Origin of the sequence: Pseudomonas maumuensis, assembly GCF_019139675.1 — a bacterium.
Lineage (GTDB): Bacteria > Pseudomonadota > Gammaproteobacteria > Pseudomonadales > Pseudomonadaceae > Aquipseudomonas > Aquipseudomonas maumuensis.
This window is the reverse complement of sequence record NZ_CP077077.1, coordinates 4,013,091-4,034,104: the sequence shown is the minus strand read 5'-3', so window position 1 is coordinate 4,034,104 and position 21,014 is coordinate 4,013,091. Positions and strand designations below refer to the sequence as shown.

Sequence of the window (21,014 nt, the reverse complement as noted above, 5' to 3'; positions counted from 1 at the left end):
GACGTGCGGATGCCTATTGGTCAGGTTGTCAGACAATGCCTGCTCGCGCCTTCGGCTGTCAATGGTGTTGTGCCTTCACCGCGGAAGACTCGAGCCCCGCGAGGAGGCCCGAATGACCCTCTTAGATCTCGGATACGAACGTCCCGGTACCGTCGAGGATGTTGCGCAGGGTTTCCTTCACTTCGTCCAGGTCGGTGCCGGCGCTGGTCAGGATGATCTCCAGTTCCTCGTCGCCCTTCAGCGCATCGCGATCCCCGGCTGCCACCTCGATCAGCAGGCGGCTGGCGCTCAAGGTCACCTTCAGCCCGTCCAGCGTCGACGGCTCGTCGTCCAGGGTCAGGTCAACGGTGTCCTCGTCCGGGTAGCGGGTCAGCAGGAACATCTGGCCCTTGTCGCTGTGGCAGCACAGGGTCGCCATGTTGTCTTCCTCGTCGTCGCAGGGGGTGGCGAAGAGCAGGGCGGTTTTCAATTGCATGGCGCACTCGGATCAATGGAAATGAGAAGGAATTCTGACAGCCTTACGCACACTGATAAACGTAAAGTTACCGCGCATTGACCGAAATTGTCGCAGCGCTGCAAGCCCAAGTGACCGTTCAGTCGTTAAGCTGCCCAGTTGATGGGTTCCCGTAAAGGCACAGCCACCTGGCAGTCGCTTTTGCAGGCACCCAACGCTTCTGTCTTGCCACGGGTTGGCTATGGTTGATCCGTACAAGGCGCATGTACGTGACGCTTCACCTATAACAAAGCCCAAGCGGAGTACCACAGATGGCGTTCTTCACCGCAGCCAGCAAAGCCGACTTCCAGCATCAACTGCAAGCGGCCCTGGCGCAGCACATCAGCGAACAGTCCCTGCCACAAGTGGCGCTGTTCGCCGAACAGTTCTTCGGCATCATCTCTCTGGACGAACTCACTCAGCGCAGGCTGTCCGACCTGGCCGGCTGCACGCTGTCCGCCTGGCGCATCATCGAGCGCTTCGACGCCGAGCACCCGCAGGTACGGGTCTACAACCCCGATTACGAACGCCACGGCTGGCAGTCCACGCACACCGTGGTCGAGGTGCTGCATCACGACCTGCCGTTCCTGGTCGACTCGGTACGCACCGAGCTCAACCGTCGCGGCTACAGCATTCACACCTTGCAGACCACCGTGCTCAGCGTGCGCCGCGGCGCCAAGGGCGAACTGGTCGAGCTGCTGCCCAAGGGTACCCTCGGCGAGGGCGTCAGCCATGAGTCGCTGATGTACCTGGAAATCGACCGCTGCTCCAGCACCGCCGAGCTCAACACCCTGAGCATGGAGCTGGAACAGGTGCTGGCCGAGGTGCGCGGCGTGGTCGCCGACTTCGAGCCGATGAAAGCCAAGATTCGCGAGCTGCTGGACCTGGTGGAGCAGAACGCCTTCGGCCCCGCGCAGAACGACAAGGCCGAGGTGAAGAGCTTCCTGTCGTGGCTGCTGGACAACCATTTCACCTTCCTCGGCTACGAGGAGTTCACCGTCGAGTCCGACGCCGACGGCGGTCACCTGGTCTATGACGAGGCTTCGTTCCTCGGCCTGGCCCGCCTGCTGCGTGCAGGCCTGGGCGCCGATGACCTGCGCATCGAGGACTACGCCGTCGCCTACCTGCGCGAACCGCGCCTGCTATCGTTCGCCAAGGCCTCGCAGCCAAGCCGCGTACACCGCCCGGCTTACCCCGACTACGTGTCGATCCGCCAGATCGATGCGGACGGCAAGGTCATCAAGGAATGCCGCTTCATGGGCCTGTACACTTCGTCGGTGTACGGCGAGAGCGTGCATACCATCCCCTACATTCGCGGCAAGGTCGCCGAAGTCGAGCGCCGCTCGCACTTCGACCCGAAGGCGCACCTGGGCAAGGAATTGGCCCAGGTCCTGGAAGTGCTGCCCCGCGACGACCTGTTCCAGACCCCGGTGGACGAGCTGTTCAGCACCGCCATGTCGATCGTGCAGATCCAGGAGCGCAACAAGATCCGCGTGTTCTTGCGCAAGGATCCGTACGGTCGCTTCTGCTACTGCCTGGCCTACGTGCCGCGCGAGATCTACTCCACCGAGGTGCGGCAGAAGATCCAGCAGGTGTTGATGGAGCGCCTGAAGGCCACCGACTGCGAGTTCTGGACCTTCTTCTCCGAGTCGGTGCTGGCCCGTGTGCAACTGATCCTGCGGGTCGACCCGAAGAACCGCATCGATATCGACCCGCAGCAGTTGGAAAAGGAAGTGATCCAGGCCTGCCGTTCGTGGCAGGACGACTTCTCGGCGCTGGTGGTGGAGAACTTCGGCGAGGCCCACGGCACCAACATCCTCGCCGACTTCCCGAAAGGCTTCCCGGCCGGCTACCGCGAGCGCTTCGCCGCGCATTCGGCGGTGGTCGACATGCAGCATGTGCTCAACCTGTCCGAGGCCAAGCCGCTGGCCATGAGCTTCTATCAGCCGCTCACCCAGCTCGGTGAGCGCACGCTGCACTGCAAGCTGTACCACGCCGATACGCCGCTGGCGCTGTCGGACGTGCTGCCGATCCTGGAAAACCTCGGCCTGCGCGTGCTCGGCGAGTTCCCCTACCGCCTGCGCCACGCCAGTGGCCGTGAGTTCTGGATCCACGACTTCGCCTTCACCTACAGCGAAGGCCTCAACCTCGACATCCAGCAACTCAACGACACCTTCCAGGACGCCTTCGTCCATATCGTCAAGGGCGACGCCGAGAACGATGCGTTCAACCGTCTGGTGCTGACCGCCGGCCTGCCATGGCGCGACGTCGCGCTGCTGCGTGCCTACGCCCGCTACCTCAAGCAGATCCGCCTGGGCTTCGACCTGGGCTACATCGCCAGCACCCTGAACAACCACACCGACATCGCTCGTGAGCTGACCCGGTTGTTCAAGACCCGCTTCTACCTGGCGCGCAAGCTGACCCAGGAGGACCTGGACGACAAGCAGCAGCGCCTGGAGCAGGCGATCCTCAGCGCCCTGGACGAAGTTCAGGTGCTCAACGAGGACCGCATCCTGCGCCGCTACCTGGACCTGATAAAGGCCACCCTGCGCACCAACTTCTACCAACCGGACGCCAACGGCCAGAACAAGTCGTACTTCAGCTTCAAGTTCAATCCCAAGCTGATCCCCGAGCTGCCCAAGCCGGTGCCGAAGTTCGAGATCTTCGTCTATTCGCCCCGGGTCGAAGGCGTACACCTGCGTTTCGGCAACGTCGCCCGCGGCGGCCTGCGCTGGTCGGACCGCGAGGAAGACTTCCGCACCGAGGTGCTCGGCCTGGTCAAGGCCCAGCAGGTGAAGAACTCGGTGATCGTACCGGTGGGCGCCAAGGGCGGCTTCCTGCCGCGCCGCCTGCCACTGGGCGGCAGCCGTGACGAGATCGCCGCCGAAGGCGTGGCGTGCTACCGCATCTTCATTTCCGGCCTGCTCGACATCACCGACAACCTCAAGGACGGTGGCGTGGTGCCGCCGGCCAACGTGGTGCGTCACGATGACGACGATCCGTACCTGGTGGTGGCGGCCGACAAAGGCACTGCGACCTTCTCCGACATCGCCAACGGCATCGCCATCGACTACGGCTTCTGGCTGGGCGATGCGTTCGCCTCGGGCGGCTCGGCCGGCTATGACCACAAGAAGATGGGCATCACCGCCCGCGGCGCGTGGGTGGGCGTGCAGCGCCACTTCCGCGAGCGCGGCATCAACGTGCAGGAAGACCCGATCACCGTGGTCGGTGTCGGCGACATGGCCGGCGACGTGTTCGGCAACGGCCTGCTGATGTCCGACAAGCTGCAACTGGTGGCGGCATTCAACCACCTGCACATCTTCATCGACCCGAATCCGGACCCGGCCACCAGCTTTGCCGAGCGCAAGCGCCTGTTCGACCTGCCGCGCTCGGCCTGGAGCGACTACGACACCGGCATCATGTCCGAAGGCGGCGGGATCTTCCCGCGTAGCGCCAAGAGCATCGCTATCAGCCCGCAGATGAAGGAACGCTTCGCCATCGAGGCCGACCGCCTGACCCCGACCGAACTGCTGCATGCCCTGCTGCAAGCCCCGGTGGACCTGCTGTGGAACGGTGGTATCGGCACCTACGTCAAGGCCAGCAGCGAAAGCCACGCCGATGTCGGCGACAAGGCCAACGATGCCCTGCGCGTCAACGGCAACGAGCTGCGCTGCAAGGTGGTGGGCGAGGGCGGCAACCTGGGCATGACCCAGCTCGGCCGTGTCGAGTTCGGCCTGAACGGCGGCGCCACCAACACCGACTTCATCGACAACGCCGGTGGCGTCGACTGCTCCGACCACGAGGTCAACATCAAGATCCTGCTCAATGAAGTGGTGCAGGGTGGCGACATGACCGAGAAGCAGCGCAACCAGCTGCTGGGCAGCATGACCGACGAAGTCGCCGGGCTGGTGCTGGGCAACAACTACAAGCAGACGCAAGCGCTGTCGCTGGCGGCCCGCCGTGCCCGTGAGCGCATCGCCGAGTACAAGCGCCTGATGGCCGACCTGGAGGCACGTGGCAAGCTGGACCGCGCCATCGAGTTCCTGCCCAGCGAGGAGCAGTTGGCCGAACGCCTGGCGGCGGGGCAGGGTCTGACCCGCGCCGAGCTGTCGGTGCTGATCTCGTACAGCAAGATCGACCTCAAGGAGCAGCTGCTCAAGTCGCTGGTGCCGGACGACGACTACCTGACCCGCGACATGGAGACCGCGTTCCCGCCGTCGCTGGTCAGCAAGTTCGCCGACTCCATGCGCCGCCACCGCTTGAAGCGCGAGATCGTCAGCACCCAGATCGCCAACGACCTGGTCAACAACATGGGCATCACCTTCGTGCAGCGCCTGAAGGAGTCCACCGGCATGAGCCCTGCCAACGTGGCGGGCGCCTACGTGATCGTGCGCGACATCTTCCACCTGCCGCATTGGTTCCGCCAGATCGAGGCCCTGGACTACCAGGTCCCGGCCGAGATCCAGCTGACCCTGATGGACGAGCTGATGCGCCTGGGCCGCCGCGCCACCCGCTGGTTCCTGCGCAGCCGTCGCAACGAGCAGGACGCTGGTCGTGATGTCGCTCACTTCGGGCCGGTGCTCGCGCAGTTGGGGCTCAAGCTCGACGAACTGCTGGAAGGCCCGACCCGCGAGCGCTGGATGAATCGCTACCAGGGCTTCGTCGACGCCGGTGTGCCGGAGTTGCTGGCGCGCATGGTCGCCGGTACCACCCACCTGTACACCCTGTTGCCGATCATCGAAGCTTCGGACGTCACCGGGCACGATCCGGCGCAGGTGGCCAAGGCGTTCTTCGCCGTGGGCAGCTCGCTGGACCTGACCTGGTACCTGCAGGAGATCAGCAACCTGCCGGTGGAGAACAACTGGCAGGCCCTGGCCCGCGAGGCGTTCCGCGACGACATCGACCTGCAGCAGCGGGCGATCACCATCTCGGTCTTGCAGATGGCCGATGCGCCGGACGACATGGACGCCCGCGTGGCCCTGTGGTGCGAGCAGCACCGGGTGATGGTCGAGCGCTGGCGCGCCATGCTCGACGATCTGCGCAACGCCACCGGCACCGACTATGCGATGTACGCGGTGGCCAACCGCGAGCTGGTCGACCTGGCGATGAGCGGGCAGGCGGTGGTGATTCCGTCCTGAGCCTTGCGTTGAGCTGAAGAAAAGCCCCGGCAGTGATGCCGGGGCTTTTCTTTGGGTTTTGCACTGGCTTTCCGGCCTCATTGCCTGAGGCCCTGGCAGGCCTACTTGAAGCGCCGCTCCACCCCTTTCTCCACCAGGATCTTCGCCGAAATCTCTTCCACCGAAAAATGCGTGGAGTTGATATTGGGAATGTTCTCCCGACGGAACAGGTTCTCCACCTCACGCACCTCGAACTCGCACTGGGCGAAGCTCGAATAGCGGCTGTTGGGCTTGCGTTCGTGGCGGATCGCGGTCAGGCGGTCAGGGTCGATGGTCAGGCCGAACAGCTTGTTGTGGTGCTTCTTCAGCACCGCCGGCAGCTGCAGGCGTTCCATGTCGTCCTCGGTCAGCGGGTAGTTGGCGGCGCGGATGCCGAACTGCATGGCCATGTACAGGCAGGTCGGAGTTTTGCCGCAACGCGACACGCCCACCAGGATCAGGTCGGCCTTGTCGTAGTAGTGGGTACGCGCGCCATCGTCGTTGTCCAGGGCGAAGTTGACCGCCTCGATACGCTCCATGTAGTTGGAATTGCCACCGATCGAGTGGGACTTACCCACGGAATACGACGAATGGGCAGTCAATTCCTGCTCGAGCGGGGATAAAAACGTCGAGAAGATGTCGATCATGAAGCCATTGGACGTGGCCATGACCTCACGGATGTCCTGGTTGACGATGGTGTCGAAAATGATCGGACGCACCCCGTCGCGCTCGGCCGCGGCGTTGATTTGCTGGACCATGGCCCGGGCCTTTTCCAGCGTATCGATGTAGGGGCGCGTGAATTTATTGAACGGAATGCTCTCGAATTGTGCGAGCAGGCTCTGGCCCAGCGTTTCTGCAGTGATGCCGGTACCGTCGGAGATGAAGAACGCGGTTCGTTTCATTTGCACCTGGGGGCCTTAAGCTGCCGAAGATTTCTGGATATGATAGGTTCGGTTTGCCGAACGCGGTTGCACGGCATTCTCACTTATTTTCCAGGTCCAGGCCACAAGCGTCCGGCCCAGTCAGTCAGGCAGGCGGGCGCCCTTGAGCTTTTCCAATACAGTTAGTGGAGAGATCACCTTGGTAGAGTACGTAGTTTCCCTCGATAAGCTCGGCGTCCATGATGTGGAGCATGTGGGGGGCAAGAACGCATCCCTGGGCGAGATGATCAGTAACCTCGCAGGTGCCGGTGTCTCGGTGCCGGGCGGCTTTGCCACTACGGCTCAGGCGTACCGCGATTTTCTCGAGCAAAGTGGCCTCAACGACCGCATCCATGCGGCGCTCGACGCGCTGGATGTCGACGATGTCAACGCCCTGGCCAAGACCGGCGCGCAGATCCGCCAGTGGGTGATGGAAGCCGATTTCCCGGCGCGTCTCGATTCGGAAATCCGAACCGCCTTCGCCGAAATGTCCCAAGGCAATGACAACATGGCCGTGGCCGTGCGCTCCTCGGCCACCGCCGAAGACCTGCCGGACGCCTCCTTCGCCGGCCAGCAGGAGACCTTCCTCAACATCCGTGGCGTCGACAACGTGATCCGCGCGGCCAAGGAAGTGTTCGCCTCGCTGTTCAACGATCGCGCCATTTCCTACCGCGTGCATCAGGGCTTCGACCACAAGCTGGTCGCCCTGTCCGCCGGCGTGCAGCGCATGGTCCGCTCCGAGACCGGCACCGCCGGCGTGATGTTCACCCTGGACACCGAGTCGGGCTTCCGCGACGTGGTGTTCATCACCGGTGCCTATGGCCTGGGTGAAACCGTGGTCCAGGGTGCGGTCAACCCGGACGAGTTTTACGTGCATAAGAACACCTTGCAGGCCGGTCGCCCGGCGATCCTGCGCCGCAACCTGGGCAGCAAGGCGATCAAGATGGTCTATGGCGACGAGGCCAAGGCCGGTCGTTCGGTCAAGACCGTCGAGGTCGACCGCGCCGAGCGTGCGCGCTTCTGCCTGAGCGACGCCGAAGTCAACGAACTGGCCAAGCAGGCCATGATCATCGAGCAGCACTACCAGCGCCCGATGGACATCGAGTGGGCCAAGGACGGTGACGACGGCAAGCTGTACATCGTCCAGGCCCGTCCCGAGACCGTGAAGAGCCGCGCCAGCGCCAATGTCATGGAGCGCTACCTGCTGAAAGAGAAGGGCACCGTGCTGGTCGAGGGCCGTGCCATCGGCCAGCGCATCGGCGCCGGCAAGGTCCGCGTGATCAACGACGTGTCCGAGATGGACAAGGTCCAGCCAGGCGATGTGCTGGTCTCGGACATGACCGATCCGGACTGGGAGCCGGTGATGAAGCGCGCCAGTGCCATCGTCACCAACCGTGGCGGGCGTACCTGCCATGCGGCGATCATCGCCCGTGAACTGGGCATCCCGGCCGTCGTCGGCTGCGGCAACGCCACCCAGGTCCTGAAAGATGGCCAGGGCGTCACCGTTTCCTGCGCCGAAGGCGATACCGGCTTCATCTTCGAAGGTGAACTGGGCTTCGACATCAAGCAGAACTCGGTCGATGCCATGCCGGAGCTGCCGTTCAAGATCATGATGAACGTCGGCAACCCGGACCGCGCCTTCGACTTCGCCCAGTTGCCCAATGCCGGTGTCGGCCTGGCGCGCCTGGAGTTCATCATCAACCGCATGATCGGCGTGCATCCCAAGGCGCTGCTCAACTACGCCGGCCTGCCACCGGAGCTGAAAGAGAGCGTCGACAAGCGCATTGCCGGCTACAACGACCCGGTCGGCTTCTATGTCGAGAAGCTGGTCGAGGGCATCAGCACCCTGGCAGCGGCCTTCTACCCGAAAAAGGTCATCGTGCGCCTGTCGGACTTCAAGTCCAACGAATACGCCAACCTGATCGGCGGCAAGCTCTACGAGCCGGAAGAAGAAAACCCGATGCTGGGCTTCCGTGGCGCCTCGCGCTACATCAGCGAGTCGTTCCGTGACTGCTTCGAGCTCGAGTGCCGTGCGCTGAAGCGCGTGCGCAACGAGATGGGCCTGACCAACGTCGAGATCATGGTGCCGTTCGTGCGTACCCTGGGCGAGGCCAGCCAGGTCGTCGACTTGCTCGCCGAGAACGGTCTGGCCCGCGGCGACAACGGCCTGCGCGTGATCATGATGTGCGAGCTGCCGTCCAACGCCATCCTGGCCGAAGAGTTCCTCGAGTACTTCGACGGCTTCTCCATCGGCTCTAACGACCTGACCCAGCTGACCTTGGGCCTGGACCGTGACTCCGGCATCATCGCCCACCTGTTCGATGAGCGAAATCCTGCGGTGAAGAAGCTGCTGGCCAACGCCATCGCCGCGTGCAACAAGGCCGGGAAGTACATCGGCATCTGCGGCCAGGGCCCGTCGGACCACCCGGACCTGGCCAAATGGCTGATGGAACAGGGCATCGAAAGCGTGTCGCTGAACCCGGACTCGGTGCTCGAGACCTGGTTCTTCCTGGCCGAAGGCCAGGGCGCGGCCTGATGTACTGATCAGGGGCGCGTGCCGGGCCCCTGTATCGAATCGTGGGAGCGGGCTTGCCCCGCGATGGCGTCAGCGCTGACACTAGTGTCACCTGGCCTGATGCCATCGCGGGGCAAGCCCGCTCCGACGTTTTTATCTCCTAGAAGTTTGTGACCCATGCAAAGCAGCAGCACCCAATTTCCCGTCGCGTTGCTCAGTGCCGAGCGCCGCGGCGACCTAAGCGAAGACGTCTACCGGATCAAGGCCGGCAACAGCCCGGATGTGAGCGTAGAGCTGGCCGTCACCCGCCTGGGCCTGGCCGATCAGGACCGCGTCCAGGGCGTGCCGGTCATCCTCCTGCACGGTAGCTTCTCCAACCGGCGTTTCTGGTATTCGCCCAAGGGCATCGGCCTGGGCGCCTACCTGGCACGCGCCGGTTTCGATGTGTGGATCCCGGAGATGCGCGGCCACGGCCTGTCGCCGCGCAACCGCGACTGGCGGCAGAACCGCGTGGCCGACTATGCGCGCTACGATCTGCCGGTGATCGGCGCCTTCGTTCATGAAATGGCAGGGCAGGCGCCGTGCTGGATTGGCCACTCGCTGGGCGGCACCACGTTGGCGGCGGCGCTGGGCAGCGGTTACCTGGACGCCGGGCTGGTGGCCAGTGCGGCGCTGTTCGGCACCCAGGTCAGCCGGGTCTACTGGCCATTGAAAGTGCCACCGGTGGAGTGGGGCGCGCGCGTGCTGCTCAAGCGCTTTGCACAGATTTCCGGTTCGCGCCTCAAGCGTGGTCCGGAAGACGAACCCATCGGCCTGGCCCTGGAGAGCCTGCGCTGGAATGGCCTGTTCGGCCGCTTCGGCGACAAGGAGAAGGACTGGTGGGCGGGGCTGGCCGAAGTCGAGGTGCCGCTGCTGGCGGTGGCCGGGGCTGGTGACTTCCAGGATCCGGTGTGGGCCTGCCGCAAGCTGTTCGAGCAGTTTGGCGGTGATGCCAGGCAGTTCCTGCGCCTGGGTCGGGAGGAGGGCTTCGAGGCGTTCGGGCATGTCGACATGCTGGTCAGCAAGGCGGCGCAGACCCAGGTATGGCCCTTGGTGGAGCGCTGGCTGCGCGACCCCCTGGTACCGGTGCATGCCTCGACGGTGGTGATGGAGCCTGTGGCTGCCAGTTGAAACATCGGCCGGTGCGGCGATGGTTCAACTGACTGCTCGGTCCCGGATGACTGCCGGCCCTTCCAAGGTGTAGCCTTGGCCGACACCCGCTTTCGTTGTGACTGACAGGAGTTTCCCATGCAGCATTACGTAACGCCCGACCTGTGCGACGCCTATCCGGACCTGGTCCAGGTGCTCGAACCCATGTTCAGCAACTTTGGCGGCCACGACTCGTTCGGCGGCCAGATCGTCACCATCAAGTGCTTCGAAGACAACTCCCTGGTCAAGGAGCAAGTCGAGCTCGATGGCAAGGGCAAGGTCCTGGTGGTCGATGGCGGCGGCTCGCTGCGCCGGGCGCTGCTGGGCGACATGCTCGCCGAGAAGGCCGCGAAGAATGGCTGGGAAGGCCTGCTGATCTACGGCTGCGTGCGTGACGTGGACGTGCTGGCGCAGACCGATGTCGGTATCCAGGCCCTGGCCAGCCACCCGATGAAGACCGACAAGCGCGGCATTGGCGACCTCAACGTCGCGGTGACCTTTGCCGGCGTGACCTTCCGCCCGGGCGAATACGTGTACGCCGACAACAATGGCGTGCTGGTCTCGCCAAGCCCGCTGAAGATGCCCGAGTGATTCGCCGCACACCCATGGAGCTTTGATGTTCGAGGAAGACAACGCGCAATGGGGCCTGGTGCATGCCCTGGTGCTCGATGGCAAGGGTGGCGCGCGTTCGATCGCCCGCACCGAGCTGGACGACCTGCAGTTGCAGCCCCAGGAGAGCCTGTGGCTGCACTGGGACCGTAGCCATCCGCAGACCCGCACCTGGCTGCTGCACGACAGCGGTCTGAGCGAGTTCGCTTGCGAACTGTTGCTTGAGGAGAACACCCGTCCGCGTCTGTTGCAGATGGCCGACGAGCAAATGCTGCTGTTCCTGCGCGGGGTCAATCTCAACCCGGGCGCCGAACCCGAGGACATGGTCTCTGTGCGCATCTTCGCCGAGGCGCGGCGGGTCATCTCTCTGCGGTTACGGCCGTTGCGCGCGAGTGATGAGGTGCTCCAGCAATTGGACGAGGGCAGGGGGCCGAAAACGGCTTCCGAACTGTTGTTGCTGATGGGCGAACTGCTGACCGAAAAGGTCCAAGCGCTGGTCAGCGACTTGTCCGAAGCGGTCGATCTGGAAGAGGAAAAGGCAGAATCCGACGAACGGTATTCCCCGGCCCAGGGCAGCCTGCAGCAGATTCGCCGTCGTGCCGCCGGCCTGCGCCGTTTCCTCGCCCCCCAGCGCGATATCTATGCCCAGCTTTCGCGCAATAAATGCAGCTGGTTCGCCGAGGCAGACGGGGATTACTGGAACGAGCTGAACAACAGCCTGATCCGCTACCTCGAGGAGCTGGAACTGGCCCGCGAGCGAGCCGCGCTGGTGCTGGAAAGCGAGGATCGGCGGCGCAGCGAGCGGATGAACCGGACCATGTACCGTTTCGGCATCATCACCTGCATCTTCCTGCCCATGAGCTTTATCACCGGATTGCTGGGCATCAATGTCGGCGGTATTCCCGGGGCGGAAAACCCTTATGGTTTCCTGTTCGCCTGCATCGTCGTGCTGGGGCTGGCGGCGGGGCAGTGGTGGTTGCTCCGTCGACTGCGCTGGGTCTGAAATGAGGCAATTTGAAACATTCGTCCCAGGGGCGGGTGTGACCCATCGCCCGGCACCCACGTCTTTGACTGACATTGCGCGAGGTGCCCATGCACGATCCGTTTGAAGAATCCCTGCGCGACCTGCTCAAGGCGTCGCCGTCCGGCCAGGACCGTGACGACGCCGCGTGTCTGGGTCGTGTGCTCAAGACCGCCAACCGCCAGGTCGGCGCGGGCGATCTGTTCAGCCTGCTTGGCCGCTGGAGCCAGGCGCTGCTGATCGCCGTGAACAATGGCTCGGCGCATGTCGCGCCGGTGCGCCGCAACTCTACCCGCAACCCTGCCGCAGGCAGCCCTGCAGATAAGGCCGATTGAATATGGAACTCGATCTCTGGACCCAGAGCCTGGTCACCGCCATGACTGCCCTTTGGACCAAGGTGGCGAACTTCATCCCCAACCTGTTCGGCGCGCTGGTCGTGGTGCTGCTTGGTTTCGTCGTGGCCAAGCTACTCGACACCTTGCTGTCGAAAGTGCTGGCCAAGTTCGGCCTGGACCGTCTGATGAGCGGTACCGGCCTGACCAAGATGCTCGCCCGGATTGGTATCCAGGTACCGATTTCGACGCTGATCGGCAAGATCGTCTATTGGTTCGTGCTGTTGATCTTCCTGGTTTCGGCGGCTGAATCGCTGGGCCTGGAGCGGGTCTCGGCAACCCTGGACATGCTGGCGCTGTACCTGCCCAAGGTGTTCGGCGCAGCGTTGGTATTGCTGGCCGGCGTGCTGTTGGCGCAACTGGCCAACGGCCTTGTGCGCGGCGCCGCCGAGGGCATCGGCCTGGAGTACGCCGCTGGCGTCGGGCGTATCGTCCAGGGCCTGGTGATCATCATCAGTATTTCGGTGGCCATCAGCCAGCTGGAGGTCAAGACCGACCTGCTCAACCACGTGATCGTCATCGGGCTGATTACCGTTGGTCTGGCAATTGCCCTGGCGATGGGCCTGGGCAGCCGCGAAATCGCCGGACAGATCCTGGCCGGGATCTACGTGCGTGAGCTCTACCAGGTTGGCCAGCAGGTGCGGATTGGCGAGGTCGAAGGGCACATCGAGGAGATCGGCACGGTCAAGACGACCGTGCTGACCGATGATGGCGAACTGGTGTCGTTGTCTAATCGCGAGCTGCTCGAGCAGCGCGTGAATAGCCGCTAACCGCACAAAAGCTGTTAATGTATGCCGCCGCAAAAATCGGCCCACGGGGCTGTGCGGCGACATTGACCTGACTGTCGGCCAGATCCGTTTTGAATAAAGTTCATTCGCCGCCCATGCGCTATGACCCCCGCGAGCTCACCGACGAGGAGTTGGTGGCGCGTTCGCATGAGGAGCTGTTTCACGTCACCCGCGCCTATGAGGAACTCATGCGGCGCTACCAGCGCACGCTGTTCAATGTCTGTGCGCGCTACCTGGGGAACGATCGGGATGCCGACGATGTCTGTCAGGAGGTGATGCTCAAGGTGCTCTACGGGTTGAAGAACTTCGAGGGCAAATCCAAGTTCAAGACTTGGCTCTACAGCATCACCTACAACGAATGCATCACCCAGTACCGCAAGGAGCGTCGCAAACGCCGGCTAATGGATGCGCTGAGCCTGGACCCTGTCGAAGAGGCGTCCGAGGACAAGGCACCGAAGCCGGAAGAAAAAGGCGGGCTGGACAAATGGCTGGTGCATGTGAACCCGATCGACCGGGAAATCCTGGTGCTGCGCTTTGTCGCGGAGCTGGAATTCCAGGAAATCGCGGACATCATGCACATGGGCCTGAGCGCCACGAAAATGCGCTACAAGCGTGCGCTCGACAAGCTTAGAGAGAAATTTGCAGGCGTGGCTGAAACTTAGTGGCCTGCAAATACCTCTAACCAACCGGCAAGTTCTGCTAGACTTGCCGTCGAGTTGTCCCCCGGATGTTGGTGGGACTGCTTAACTATCACCAGATGGGGATTTAACGGATGAAATTGAAAAACACCTTGGGCTTGGCCATTGGCTCTCTCGTAGCCGTGACTTCGCTCGGCGCTCTGGCTCAAGGCCAAGGCGCGGTCGAAATCGAAGGTAACGTTACCAAGCAGTTCTACGACAGCGAGCGTAACTTCAAGAACGACGGCACCAACCCTGGTGTTCGCCTCGGCTACTTCCTGACCGACGACGTCTCCCTGGACCTGGGCTACAACGAGACCCACAACGCTCGTGGTGAAGTCTTCAACAAAGACATCAAAGGCTCCAAGACCAAGCTCGACGCCACCTACCACTTCGGTACCGTAGGCGACGCACTGCGTCCGTACGTTTCCGCCGGCTTCGCTCACGAGAGCCTGGGCCAGGCTACCCGTAGCGGCCGTGACCACTCCACCTTCGCCAACGTTGGCGCTGGCGCCAAGTGGTACATCACCGACATGTTCTTCGCCCGTGCCGGCGTAGAAGCCATGTACAACATCGACAACGGCAACACCGAGTGGGGTCCGACCGTTGGTCTGGGTCTGAACTTCGGTGGCAGCGGTGGCCAGAAAGCCGCTCCTGCGCCGGCTCCAGTTGCCGAAGTCTGCTCCGACAGCGACAACGACGGCGTCTGCGACAACGTCGACAAGTGCCCTGACACCCCAGCCAACGTTACCGTTGACGCTGATGGCTGCCCGGCTGTTGCCGAAGTCGTTCGCGTTGAGCTGGACGTCAAGTTCGACTTCGACAAGTCGGTCGTCAAGCCAAACAGCTACGGCGACATCAAGAACCTGGCTGACTTCATGAAGCAGTACCCACAGACCACCACCACCGTGGAAGGTCACACTGACTCCGTCGGCCCAGACGCTTACAACCAGAAGCTGTCCGAGCGTCGTGCCAACGCTGTCAAGCAAGTCCTGACCCAGCAGTACGGTGTTGAATCGAGCCGTGTTGACTCGGTTGGCTACGGCGAGACCCGTCCGGTCGCCGACAACGCCACCGAAGCTGGCCGCGCCGTCAACCGTCGCGTAGAAGCTCAGGTAGAAGCCCAGGCCAAGTAATTGGTTTGATGCTTCACGAAAAACCCGGCCTCGGCCGGGTTTTTCTTTGTCCGCGATTTCTGGGGGGCGTATGGCGTGTGATGCCCCTGCGTGCTCAGTGCTTGAGCAGTACCAGCAACAGCACCATGTTCAACAACATCGACAGCAGGCCAATCGTGCGCCATACCTTCAAAGGCTCGCGCTCCAGCAGCGGCCGTGGCCGCGCGTCCAGTTCCTGGCGATCTCCCCGTTCCAGCAACAGCAACCATTGCTCGGCGGTCTCGAACCGCTGCGCCGGGTCTGCCGCCACCGCCTGCAACAGGTTGTGCTGCAACCACTCCGGCACATCCGGGCGGTAGCGCGCCGGGTTCACTGGCGTACCGAAGCGTGGCCGCTGGAATGCCTCGACCTCACCGTAGGGGTAGTGGCCGGTGAGCAGGAGATAAAGCGTCACGCCCACGGCATACAGATCCTGACGCGGCGTGGGTGGCAGGCCGTCGAAGGCTTCCGGGGCAAGGAACGAGGGCGTGCCCGGCAAGGCATGGGGCGGATCCTCGGAAAGCCCAGGGCAATACGCCAGCCCGAAGTCCAGCAGGCGCAGTTGGCCGTCGCTGCCGTGATGCAGGTTTTCTGGCTTGATGTCGCGGTGCAGCAGGTTGCGTCGATGCAGCGCGCCGACAGTCTGTAGCAGCTGGCGGGCGACCTCCAGCCATTGCGCCAGCGGTAGCAGAGACTGCCCGGCCAGTGTCGTGCCGGGGTATTCACGCATCAGGTAATACAGATGCTGGCGTTGGCTGGCTGGATGCACCTCTGGGAAGTGGCGGCCAGCGACCCGGCGTAGGAACCACTCCTCCAGCAGAAGGGCCTGGGCCGCTCCTGGCTCCTGGTCTCGCGACTGCGGCAGGGTCTTGAGCAGCCAAGGCTGGCCATGCGGGTCGCGGACCCGGTAGAGCAGCGATTGCCGACTCTGAGCCAGCAAAGCGTCGACCTGCCAGCCATCGATCGACTGACCGCCACGCAGCGCACCTGGCAGCGGCCACTGCTTGAGCTGGGCCAGAGTGTCGCCCAGGTTGTTCGCGCCCAACCGGTCGACCCGCACCAACAGGGCGCTGGCATTGTCCTGGCTGCCGCGGTGATGGGCGCTGGCCACCAGCGTGTCGGCGGCTTCCTGCAAGTCGGTTTGCTCGCGCAGGATCGACTGGATATGTGCCTCGTCGAGGCTGGCCCACACGCCGTCGCTGAGCAGTACGAAGCACTCGCCTTCGCACAAGTCGCCCTCCAGGTAGTCCACCAGTAACTGCTGGTCCAGCCCCAGTGCCCGCTTGAGCACGTGCTGCATGCCGGGCTGGTCCCAGACGTGGTCTTCGCTCAGGCACTGCAGTTTCCCGGCCTGCCAGCGATACACCCGGCAGTCACCGACATGGGCGAGGGTGAAGCGTCGTCCGCGTAGCACCAGGGCACTGAGGGTGGTGAGCAGCGGCTGGCCGTTGCCTTGGGCGCGCAGCCAGCGGTTCTGCGCCATGAGCAGGCGGTCCAGGGCCTGGGCCACGCTCCAGGTGGCGGGCGTGGCGTAGTAGTCCAGGGCCAGGGCCTGCAAGCTGGCTCGCGCCGCCAGGCCGCCGTCGGCGCACTGGCTGACGCCGTCGGCCAGTGCGCACAGGTAGCCCTTGCTGGCCGCGAGCTCCGCTGCCGGGGTGACCAGGCGCAGGGCATCCTGGTTTTCCGTGCGCGGCCCGGTGGCGCTGGCATGAGCGAAGCTCAGTTGCAGGCTCATCGCGCGGCCTCAGACCCGTGCCGCGGTGACCGCGGCCGAGCCCCAGGTCGTGCGCCAGCGCTGCTTGACGCCATGCAGGCCGAACCAAGCCAATAGGCCCAGGCTGGCGAACAGCCATAGGCCGAGCTGGTAGTCGCCGGTGTGCTGCTTGATAGTGCCAAGGCCCGCGGCGAGCAGGAAACCGCCGATACCGCCGGCCATGCCGATCAGCCCGGTCATCACCCCTATCTCCTGGCGGAAGCGCTGCGGCACCAGCTGGAACACCGCGCCATTGCCCGCACCCAGCCCGAGCATGGCGCTGACGAACAGTACCAGTGCCGCCGCCGCGCTGGGCAGGTTGAAGCCCACCGCCGCGATGCACACGGCGGCGACGCTGTACATCGCCAGCAGGGTGCGGATGCCGCCGAAGCGATCGGCCAGGGCTCCGCCGAGCGGGCGCATCAGGCTGCCGGCGAACACACAGGCGGCGGTGTAGTAGCCGGCGGTCACCGGGCTCAGGCCGTACTGGTCGCTGAAATAGCCAGGCAGGGCGCTGGCCAGGCCGATGAAGCCGCCGAAGGTGACACTGTAGAAGAACATGAACCACCAGCTGTCGCGGTCGCCGAGGGCCTTGAGGTAGTCGGCCATGGCCTTGGGCTTGGGCCGTTGCGGGGCATTGCGGGCCAGCCAGGCGAACAGCACCAGGGTCAGCAGCAGCGGCAGCAGGGCAAAGCCGAACACATTGTTCCAGCCGAAGGCGGCGGCCAACGCTGGCGCCAGCAGGGCGGCGAACACCGTGCCGGAGTTGCCGGCCCCGGCGATGCCCATGGCCTTGCCCTGGTGCTGTGGCGGGTACCACTGCGAGGCCAGCGGCAGAGACACGGCGAACGAGGCCCCGGCAAAACCAAGGAACACACCCAGCAGCAAGGCTTGTTCGTAGCTGCGCACGCCCAGCTGCCAGGCACAGGCCAGGGCGACGATCACCACCACCTGGCCGATCAGCCCGGCGGTCTTGGGCGACAGGCGATCGACCAGTACGCCCATGGCAAAGCGCAGCAACGCACCGGCCAGGATCGGCGTGGCCACCATCAGGCCGCGTTGCTGTGCGGTCAGGTGCAGGTCGGCGGCAATCTGCACTGCCATCGGCCCGAGCAGGTACCAGACCATGAAACTCAGGTCGAAATACAGGAAGGCGGCGAACAGGGTGGGCACATGCCCGGATTTCCAGAAGCTCGTATTCATCGAACACCTCGTGGGGCGCACAACACAGGGCGGAAACGAAAAGACGCCGCTGCCCGGTCCACGGATGAGTGGCGGGGAAGCGACGTCTTTGTCGGGGTCTGGGGGCAACCGCCGTTGGCTACCCGGGGTTGCATGAGCAAGAGGCGGGCCAAGGTCTTCCGGTCTAGCCCAGCATCTCCGACATGGCGATGATCTGTTCCGCTACTTGGATCAGCTTCTGCTGGCGGCTCATGGCCTGGCGGCGCATCAGGGTGTAGGCCGCTTCCTCGTTGCAGTCCTTCATTTTCATCAGCAGCCCCTTGGCTTGCTCGATGCGCTTGCGCTCGGCCAGTTGCTGGTCGCGGGCCAGCAATTGCGCCTTCAGCGCCTGGTCGCTCTCGAAACGGGCCATGGCTACGTCGAGGATCGGCTGCAGGCGCGTGGCCTGGATACCCTCGACGATGTAGGCGCTGACTCCAGCCTGGATCGCCTGGCGCATCACGTCGGGGTCGTGCTCGTCGGTGAACAGCACGATCGGATGGGGGCGATCGCGGCTGACCAGCACCACCTGCTCCATCACATCGCGGCCAGGTGACTCGGTATCGATCAGCACCACATCCGGATGCACCGTTTCGACACAGGCGGGCAGGTCGATGCTCAGGTTGCCGGCCTCGATCACTTCGAAGCCGGCCTCGATCAGGGCCACCTTGAGACGACCGACTTTCTTTTCGGTGTCGTCGATCAGCAGGATACGCAGCATGCTCGTCCCCTCAATGACTGGCGCGGGCATCAGGTGCCGCGTCCAGGGCGTGCAGGGGGAAGCTGCGCGCATAGCCATGGGGATCGCTGCCGTCCCAGCGGCGGCCGTCGAGCAGGAGGTTGCTGCGCATGGGTGGGTCGGCGCAGGGCACGCCCAGTGCCGAGGCGGCTTCACGGTACAGGGCCAGCTGTTGCACCTGGCGGGCGACCCCGAGGTAGTCCGGGTCGTCACGCAGCAGGCCCCAGCGGCGGAACTGGGTCATGAACCACATGCCGTCGGACAGGTAGGGCAGGTTGGCCCGGCCCTGGTCGAACAGGCGCAGGCCATGGGGGTCGTGCCAGCGATGGCCGAGGCCATCCTGATAGTCGCCGAGCAGGCGCGGCTCGATGCTGCCGGCAGGGGTGTCCAGGTAGGCGCTGCCGCTGAGTAGTTGTGCGGTGCTGCGGCGGTTTTCCTGGCTCTGCTCGATGAAGCGCGCTGCGGCGAGCACCGACTGGATCAGCGCCCGTGCGCTGTTGGGGTACTGTTCGACGAAACCGCGAGCGCTGGCCAGGACTTTTTCCGGATGGTCGGGCCAGATCGACTGGCTGGTGGCCAGGGTAAAGCCCTGGCCCTTGGCGAGCGCGTCCGCCGACCAGGGTTCGCCGACGCAGAAGCCGTCGATGCGCCCGGCCTGCAGGTGGGCGGCCATCTGTGCCGGGGGCACCACCACGCTGCTGACGTCACGCAATGGGTGGATACCGTGGCTGGCCAGCCAGTAATACAGCCACAGGGCATGGGTGCCGGTGGGAAAGGTCTGGGCGAAGGTCAGCCGTGCGCCTTGCTGGTGCACCAGCCGCGCCAGTGCCTCGGGGTTGGTCACGCCTTTGCGCTGCAGCGTGGGAGAGAGGTTGATGGCCTGGGCGTTCTGGTTCAGGCCCATGAGCACGGCCAGGGGGCTGGCGGGTACGCCGCCGATGCCGAGGTGTACGGCGTATACCAGCCCATACAGGCAGTGGGCGGCGTCGAGTTCGCCGCTGACCAGCTTGTCGCGCAGCCCGGCCCAGGAGGCCTGGCGGTGCAGGTTGAGGGTCAGGCCGAATGGCTGGGCGAAGCCCTGGGTGGCGGCGACCACCACCGAGGCGCAGTCGGTCAGGGCCATGAAACCGATGTCCAGGCTGGGTTTTTCCGGCGCGTCGCTGCCGTTGACCCAGGCCAGGGGCGTTGTCGGGAGAGGTGTGTTCACGAGAATCCTCGGGCATTCGCGGATGGCTGCATGCAGCAGACATAGCAACCCATGTGCCATGGCCCTGTCGCCCTGGCGGCGCGCTGGCTATAATCGCCCCCTCACACACCGCGAGTCCGCCCGCCCATGTATACCCTGGCCCGCCAGCTGCTGTTCAAGCTCTCCCCGGAAACCTCCCACGACCTCTCGCTGGACCTGATCGGCGCCGGTGGCCGCCTCGGACTCAACGGCCTGCTGTGCAAGCAGCCGGCGGCGTTGCCGGTGACGGTGATGGGCTTGAACTTCGCCAACCCGGTCGGCCTGGCCGCAGGCCTGGATAAAAACGGCGCGGCCATCGACGGTTTCGCCCAGCTGGGCTTCGGCTTCGTCGAAATCGGCACCGTGACGCCGCGCCCGCAGCCGGGCAACCCCAAGCCACGGCTGTTCCGCTTGCCTGAGGCCACGGCCATCATCAACCGCATGGGCTTCAACAACCTGGGTGTCGACCACCTGTTGGCACGTGTGCGCGCCTCGAAGTATACCGGTGTGCTGGGCATCAACATCGGCAAGAACTTCGACACCCCGGTCGAGCGGGCCCAGGACGACTACCTGATCTGCCTGGAAAAGGTCTACAACGACGCAAGCTATATCACCGTCAACGTCAGCTCGCCGAATACCCCGGGCCTGCGTTCGCTGCAGTTCGGCGACTCGCTCAAGCAACTGCTCGATGCCCTGGCCGAGCGCCGCGAACAGCTAGCCACGGCCAACGGCAAGCGCGTGCCATTGGCGATCAAGATCGCACCGGACATGAGCGACGAAGAGACCGCGCTGGTGGCCGCGGCGCTGCGCGAGTCGGGCATGGATGCGGTGATCGCCACCAACACCACCCTGGGCCGCGAAGGCGTCGAAGGGCTGCCGTTCGGTGGCGAGGCGGGCGGCCTGTCGGGCGCGCCGGTGCTGCAGAAGAGCACGCACACGGTGAAGGTGCTGGCGGGCGAGCTGGGCGGCAAGCTGCCGATCATCGCCGCTGGCGGCATTACCGAGGGGCGTCACGTGGCTGAGAAGATCGCCGCTGGGGCTAGCCTGGTGCAAATCTATTCGGGCTTCATCTATAAAGGCCCGGCGTTGATTCGTGAAGCGGTGGATGCGATTGCGGCGATGCCGAAACCATGAAGTGAGCCGTTCTCACGTTGTATAGAAGA

At 64.2% G+C, this 21,014-nt stretch carries 16 protein-coding genes; 10 read left to right on the top strand and 6 right to left on the bottom strand.

The window, feature by feature from the left end:
* Positions 1-121: 121 nt before the first annotated feature.
* Positions 122-475, bottom strand: a complete 354-nt coding sequence (locus KSS90_RS17960) for a hypothetical protein (protein ID WP_217866662.1) — start codon at positions 473-475, stop codon at positions 122-124.
* A gap of 290 nt (positions 476-765) precedes the next feature.
* On the opposite strand from KSS90_RS17960, the gene KSS90_RS17955 reads away from it, so the two are divergent.
* Positions 766-5,631 (top strand): NAD-glutamate dehydrogenase, encoded by a 4,866-nt coding sequence (locus KSS90_RS17955; RefSeq protein WP_217866661.1) that lies wholly within the window; start codon positions 766-768, stop codon positions 5,629-5,631.
* Between the two features lie 101 nt (positions 5,632-5,732).
* Here KSS90_RS17955 and ppsR read toward each other — a convergent pair whose 3' ends face one another.
* Positions 5,733-6,551, bottom strand: a complete 819-nt coding sequence (gene ppsR, locus KSS90_RS17950; protein ID WP_217866660.1) for a posphoenolpyruvate synthetase regulatory kinase/phosphorylase PpsR — start codon at positions 6,549-6,551, stop codon at positions 5,733-5,735.
* A 178-nt stretch (positions 6,552-6,729) separates the two neighbouring features.
* On the opposite strand from ppsR, the gene ppsA reads away from it, so the two are divergent.
* The 8 genes from ppsA to KSS90_RS17910 all read left to right on the top strand — a co-directional run bounded on the left by ppsA (position 6,730) and on the right by KSS90_RS17910 (position 14,895).
* Complete coding sequence (gene ppsA, locus KSS90_RS17945) at positions 6,730-9,105, top strand: phosphoenolpyruvate synthase (RefSeq protein ID WP_217866659.1); 2,376 nt, start codon at positions 6,730-6,732, stop codon at positions 9,103-9,105.
* Between the two features lie 156 nt (positions 9,106-9,261).
* Positions 9,262-10,254 (top strand): alpha/beta fold hydrolase, encoded by a 993-nt coding sequence (locus tag KSS90_RS17940; protein ID WP_217866658.1) that lies wholly within the window; start codon positions 9,262-9,264, stop codon positions 10,252-10,254.
* Between the two features lie 117 nt (positions 10,255-10,371).
* Positions 10,372-10,863 carry a ribonuclease E activity regulator RraA gene (rraA, locus tag KSS90_RS17935; protein ID WP_023630330.1) on the top strand — a complete coding sequence of 164 codons (492 nt, stop codon included), beginning with the start codon at positions 10,372-10,374 and terminating at the stop codon, positions 10,861-10,863.
* Positions 10,864-10,888: 25 nt separating this feature from the next.
* The gene (gene cmaX, locus KSS90_RS17930) at positions 10,889-11,884 is read left to right on the top strand and encodes a divalent cation transporter CmaX (protein ID WP_217866657.1); all 996 of its coding nucleotides are present in this window, start codon (positions 10,889-10,891) and stop codon (positions 11,882-11,884) included.
* 89 nt (positions 11,885-11,973) lie between these two features.
* Positions 11,974-12,237, top strand: a complete 264-nt coding sequence (locus KSS90_RS17925) for a hypothetical protein (protein WP_038706516.1) — start codon at positions 11,974-11,976, stop codon at positions 12,235-12,237.
* Between the two features lie 2 nt (positions 12,238-12,239).
* Entirely contained in the window at positions 12,240-13,064 is an 825-nt protein-coding gene (locus KSS90_RS17920) for a mechanosensitive ion channel family protein (RefSeq protein WP_217866656.1), read from the top strand.
* Positions 13,065-13,177: 113 nt separating this feature from the next.
* Positions 13,178-13,744 carry an RNA polymerase sigma factor SigX gene (gene sigX, locus KSS90_RS17915; RefSeq protein WP_046854750.1) on the top strand — a complete coding sequence of 189 codons (567 nt, stop codon included), beginning with the start codon at positions 13,178-13,180 and terminating at the stop codon, positions 13,742-13,744.
* 110 nt (positions 13,745-13,854) lie between these two features.
* Positions 13,855-14,895 carry an OmpA family protein gene (locus KSS90_RS17910; protein ID WP_023632142.1) on the top strand — a complete coding sequence of 347 codons (1,041 nt, stop codon included), beginning with the start codon at positions 13,855-13,857 and terminating at the stop codon, positions 14,893-14,895.
* Positions 14,896-14,989: 94 nt separating this feature from the next.
* Here the strand turns inward: KSS90_RS17910 and KSS90_RS17905 are convergent, their stop codons facing one another.
* The 4 genes from KSS90_RS17905 to KSS90_RS17890 form a co-directional block, all read right to left on the bottom strand.
* The gene (locus KSS90_RS17905) at positions 14,990-16,648 is read right to left on the bottom strand and encodes a bifunctional protein-serine/threonine kinase/phosphatase (protein WP_217866655.1); all 1,659 of its coding nucleotides are present in this window, start codon (positions 16,646-16,648) and stop codon (positions 14,990-14,992) included.
* A gap of 9 nt (positions 16,649-16,657) precedes the next feature.
* Positions 16,658-17,869: a nitrate/nitrite transporter gene (locus KSS90_RS17900; RefSeq protein WP_217866654.1), complete on the bottom strand. Its 1,212-nt coding sequence runs from the start codon at positions 17,867-17,869 to the stop codon at positions 16,658-16,660.
* A gap of 163 nt (positions 17,870-18,032) precedes the next feature.
* The gene (locus KSS90_RS17895; protein ID WP_217866653.1) at positions 18,033-18,608 is read right to left on the bottom strand and encodes an ANTAR domain-containing response regulator; all 576 of its coding nucleotides are present in this window, start codon (positions 18,606-18,608) and stop codon (positions 18,033-18,035) included.
* Positions 18,609-18,618: 10 nt separating this feature from the next.
* Positions 18,619-19,893: a CmpA/NrtA family ABC transporter substrate-binding protein gene (locus KSS90_RS17890; RefSeq protein ID WP_217866652.1), complete on the bottom strand. Its 1,275-nt coding sequence runs from the start codon at positions 19,891-19,893 to the stop codon at positions 18,619-18,621.
* 66 nt (positions 19,894-19,959) lie between these two features.
* Here KSS90_RS17890 and KSS90_RS17885 point away from each other — a divergent pair, with 66 nt between their 5' ends.
* Positions 19,960-20,985: a quinone-dependent dihydroorotate dehydrogenase gene (locus KSS90_RS17885; RefSeq protein ID WP_217866651.1), complete on the top strand. Its 1,026-nt coding sequence runs from the start codon at positions 19,960-19,962 to the stop codon at positions 20,983-20,985.
* The last annotated feature ends 29 nt before the right edge of the window (positions 20,986-21,014 follow it).

What these genes read in the sequence shown, in the direction of transcription:
- KSS90_RS17960 (WP_217866662.1), bottom strand. Translation starts at nt 475, where the DNA reads ATGCAATTGAAAACCGCCCTGCTCTTCGCCACCCCCTGCGACGACGAG.
- KSS90_RS17955 (WP_217866661.1), top strand. Translation starts at nt 766, where the DNA reads ATGGCGTTCTTCACCGCAGCCAGCAAAGCCGACTTCCAGCATCAACTG.
- ppsR (WP_217866660.1), bottom strand. Translation starts at nt 6,551, where the DNA reads ATGAAACGAACCGCGTTCTTCATCTCCGACGGTACCGGCATCACTGCA.
- KSS90_RS17940 (WP_217866658.1), top strand. Translation starts at nt 9,262, where the DNA reads ATGCAAAGCAGCAGCACCCAATTTCCCGTCGCGTTGCTCAGTGCCGAG.
- rraA (WP_023630330.1), top strand. Translation starts at nt 10,372, where the DNA reads ATGCAGCATTACGTAACGCCCGACCTGTGCGACGCCTATCCGGACCTG.
- cmaX (WP_217866657.1), top strand. Translation starts at nt 10,889, where the DNA reads ATGTTCGAGGAAGACAACGCGCAATGGGGCCTGGTGCATGCCCTGGTG.
- KSS90_RS17925 (WP_038706516.1), top strand. Translation starts at nt 11,974, where the DNA reads ATGCACGATCCGTTTGAAGAATCCCTGCGCGACCTGCTCAAGGCGTCG.
- KSS90_RS17920 (WP_217866656.1), top strand. Translation starts at nt 12,240, where the DNA reads ATGGAACTCGATCTCTGGACCCAGAGCCTGGTCACCGCCATGACTGCC.
- sigX (WP_046854750.1), top strand. Translation starts at nt 13,178, where the DNA reads ATGCGCTATGACCCCCGCGAGCTCACCGACGAGGAGTTGGTGGCGCGT.
- KSS90_RS17910 (WP_023632142.1), top strand. Translation starts at nt 13,855, where the DNA reads ATGAAATTGAAAAACACCTTGGGCTTGGCCATTGGCTCTCTCGTAGCC.
- KSS90_RS17905 (WP_217866655.1), bottom strand. Translation starts at nt 16,648, where the DNA reads ATGAGCCTGCAACTGAGCTTCGCTCATGCCAGCGCCACCGGGCCGCGC.
- KSS90_RS17900 (WP_217866654.1), bottom strand. Translation starts at nt 17,869, where the DNA reads ATGAATACGAGCTTCTGGAAATCCGGGCATGTGCCCACCCTGTTCGCC.
- KSS90_RS17895 (WP_217866653.1), bottom strand. Translation starts at nt 18,608, where the DNA reads ATGCTGCGTATCCTGCTGATCGACGACACCGAAAAGAAAGTCGGTCGT.
- KSS90_RS17890 (WP_217866652.1), bottom strand. Translation starts at nt 19,893, where the DNA reads ATGGCACATGGGTTGCTATGTCTGCTGCATGCAGCCATCCGCGAATGC.
- KSS90_RS17885 (WP_217866651.1), top strand. Translation starts at nt 19,960, where the DNA reads ATGTATACCCTGGCCCGCCAGCTGCTGTTCAAGCTCTCCCCGGAAACC.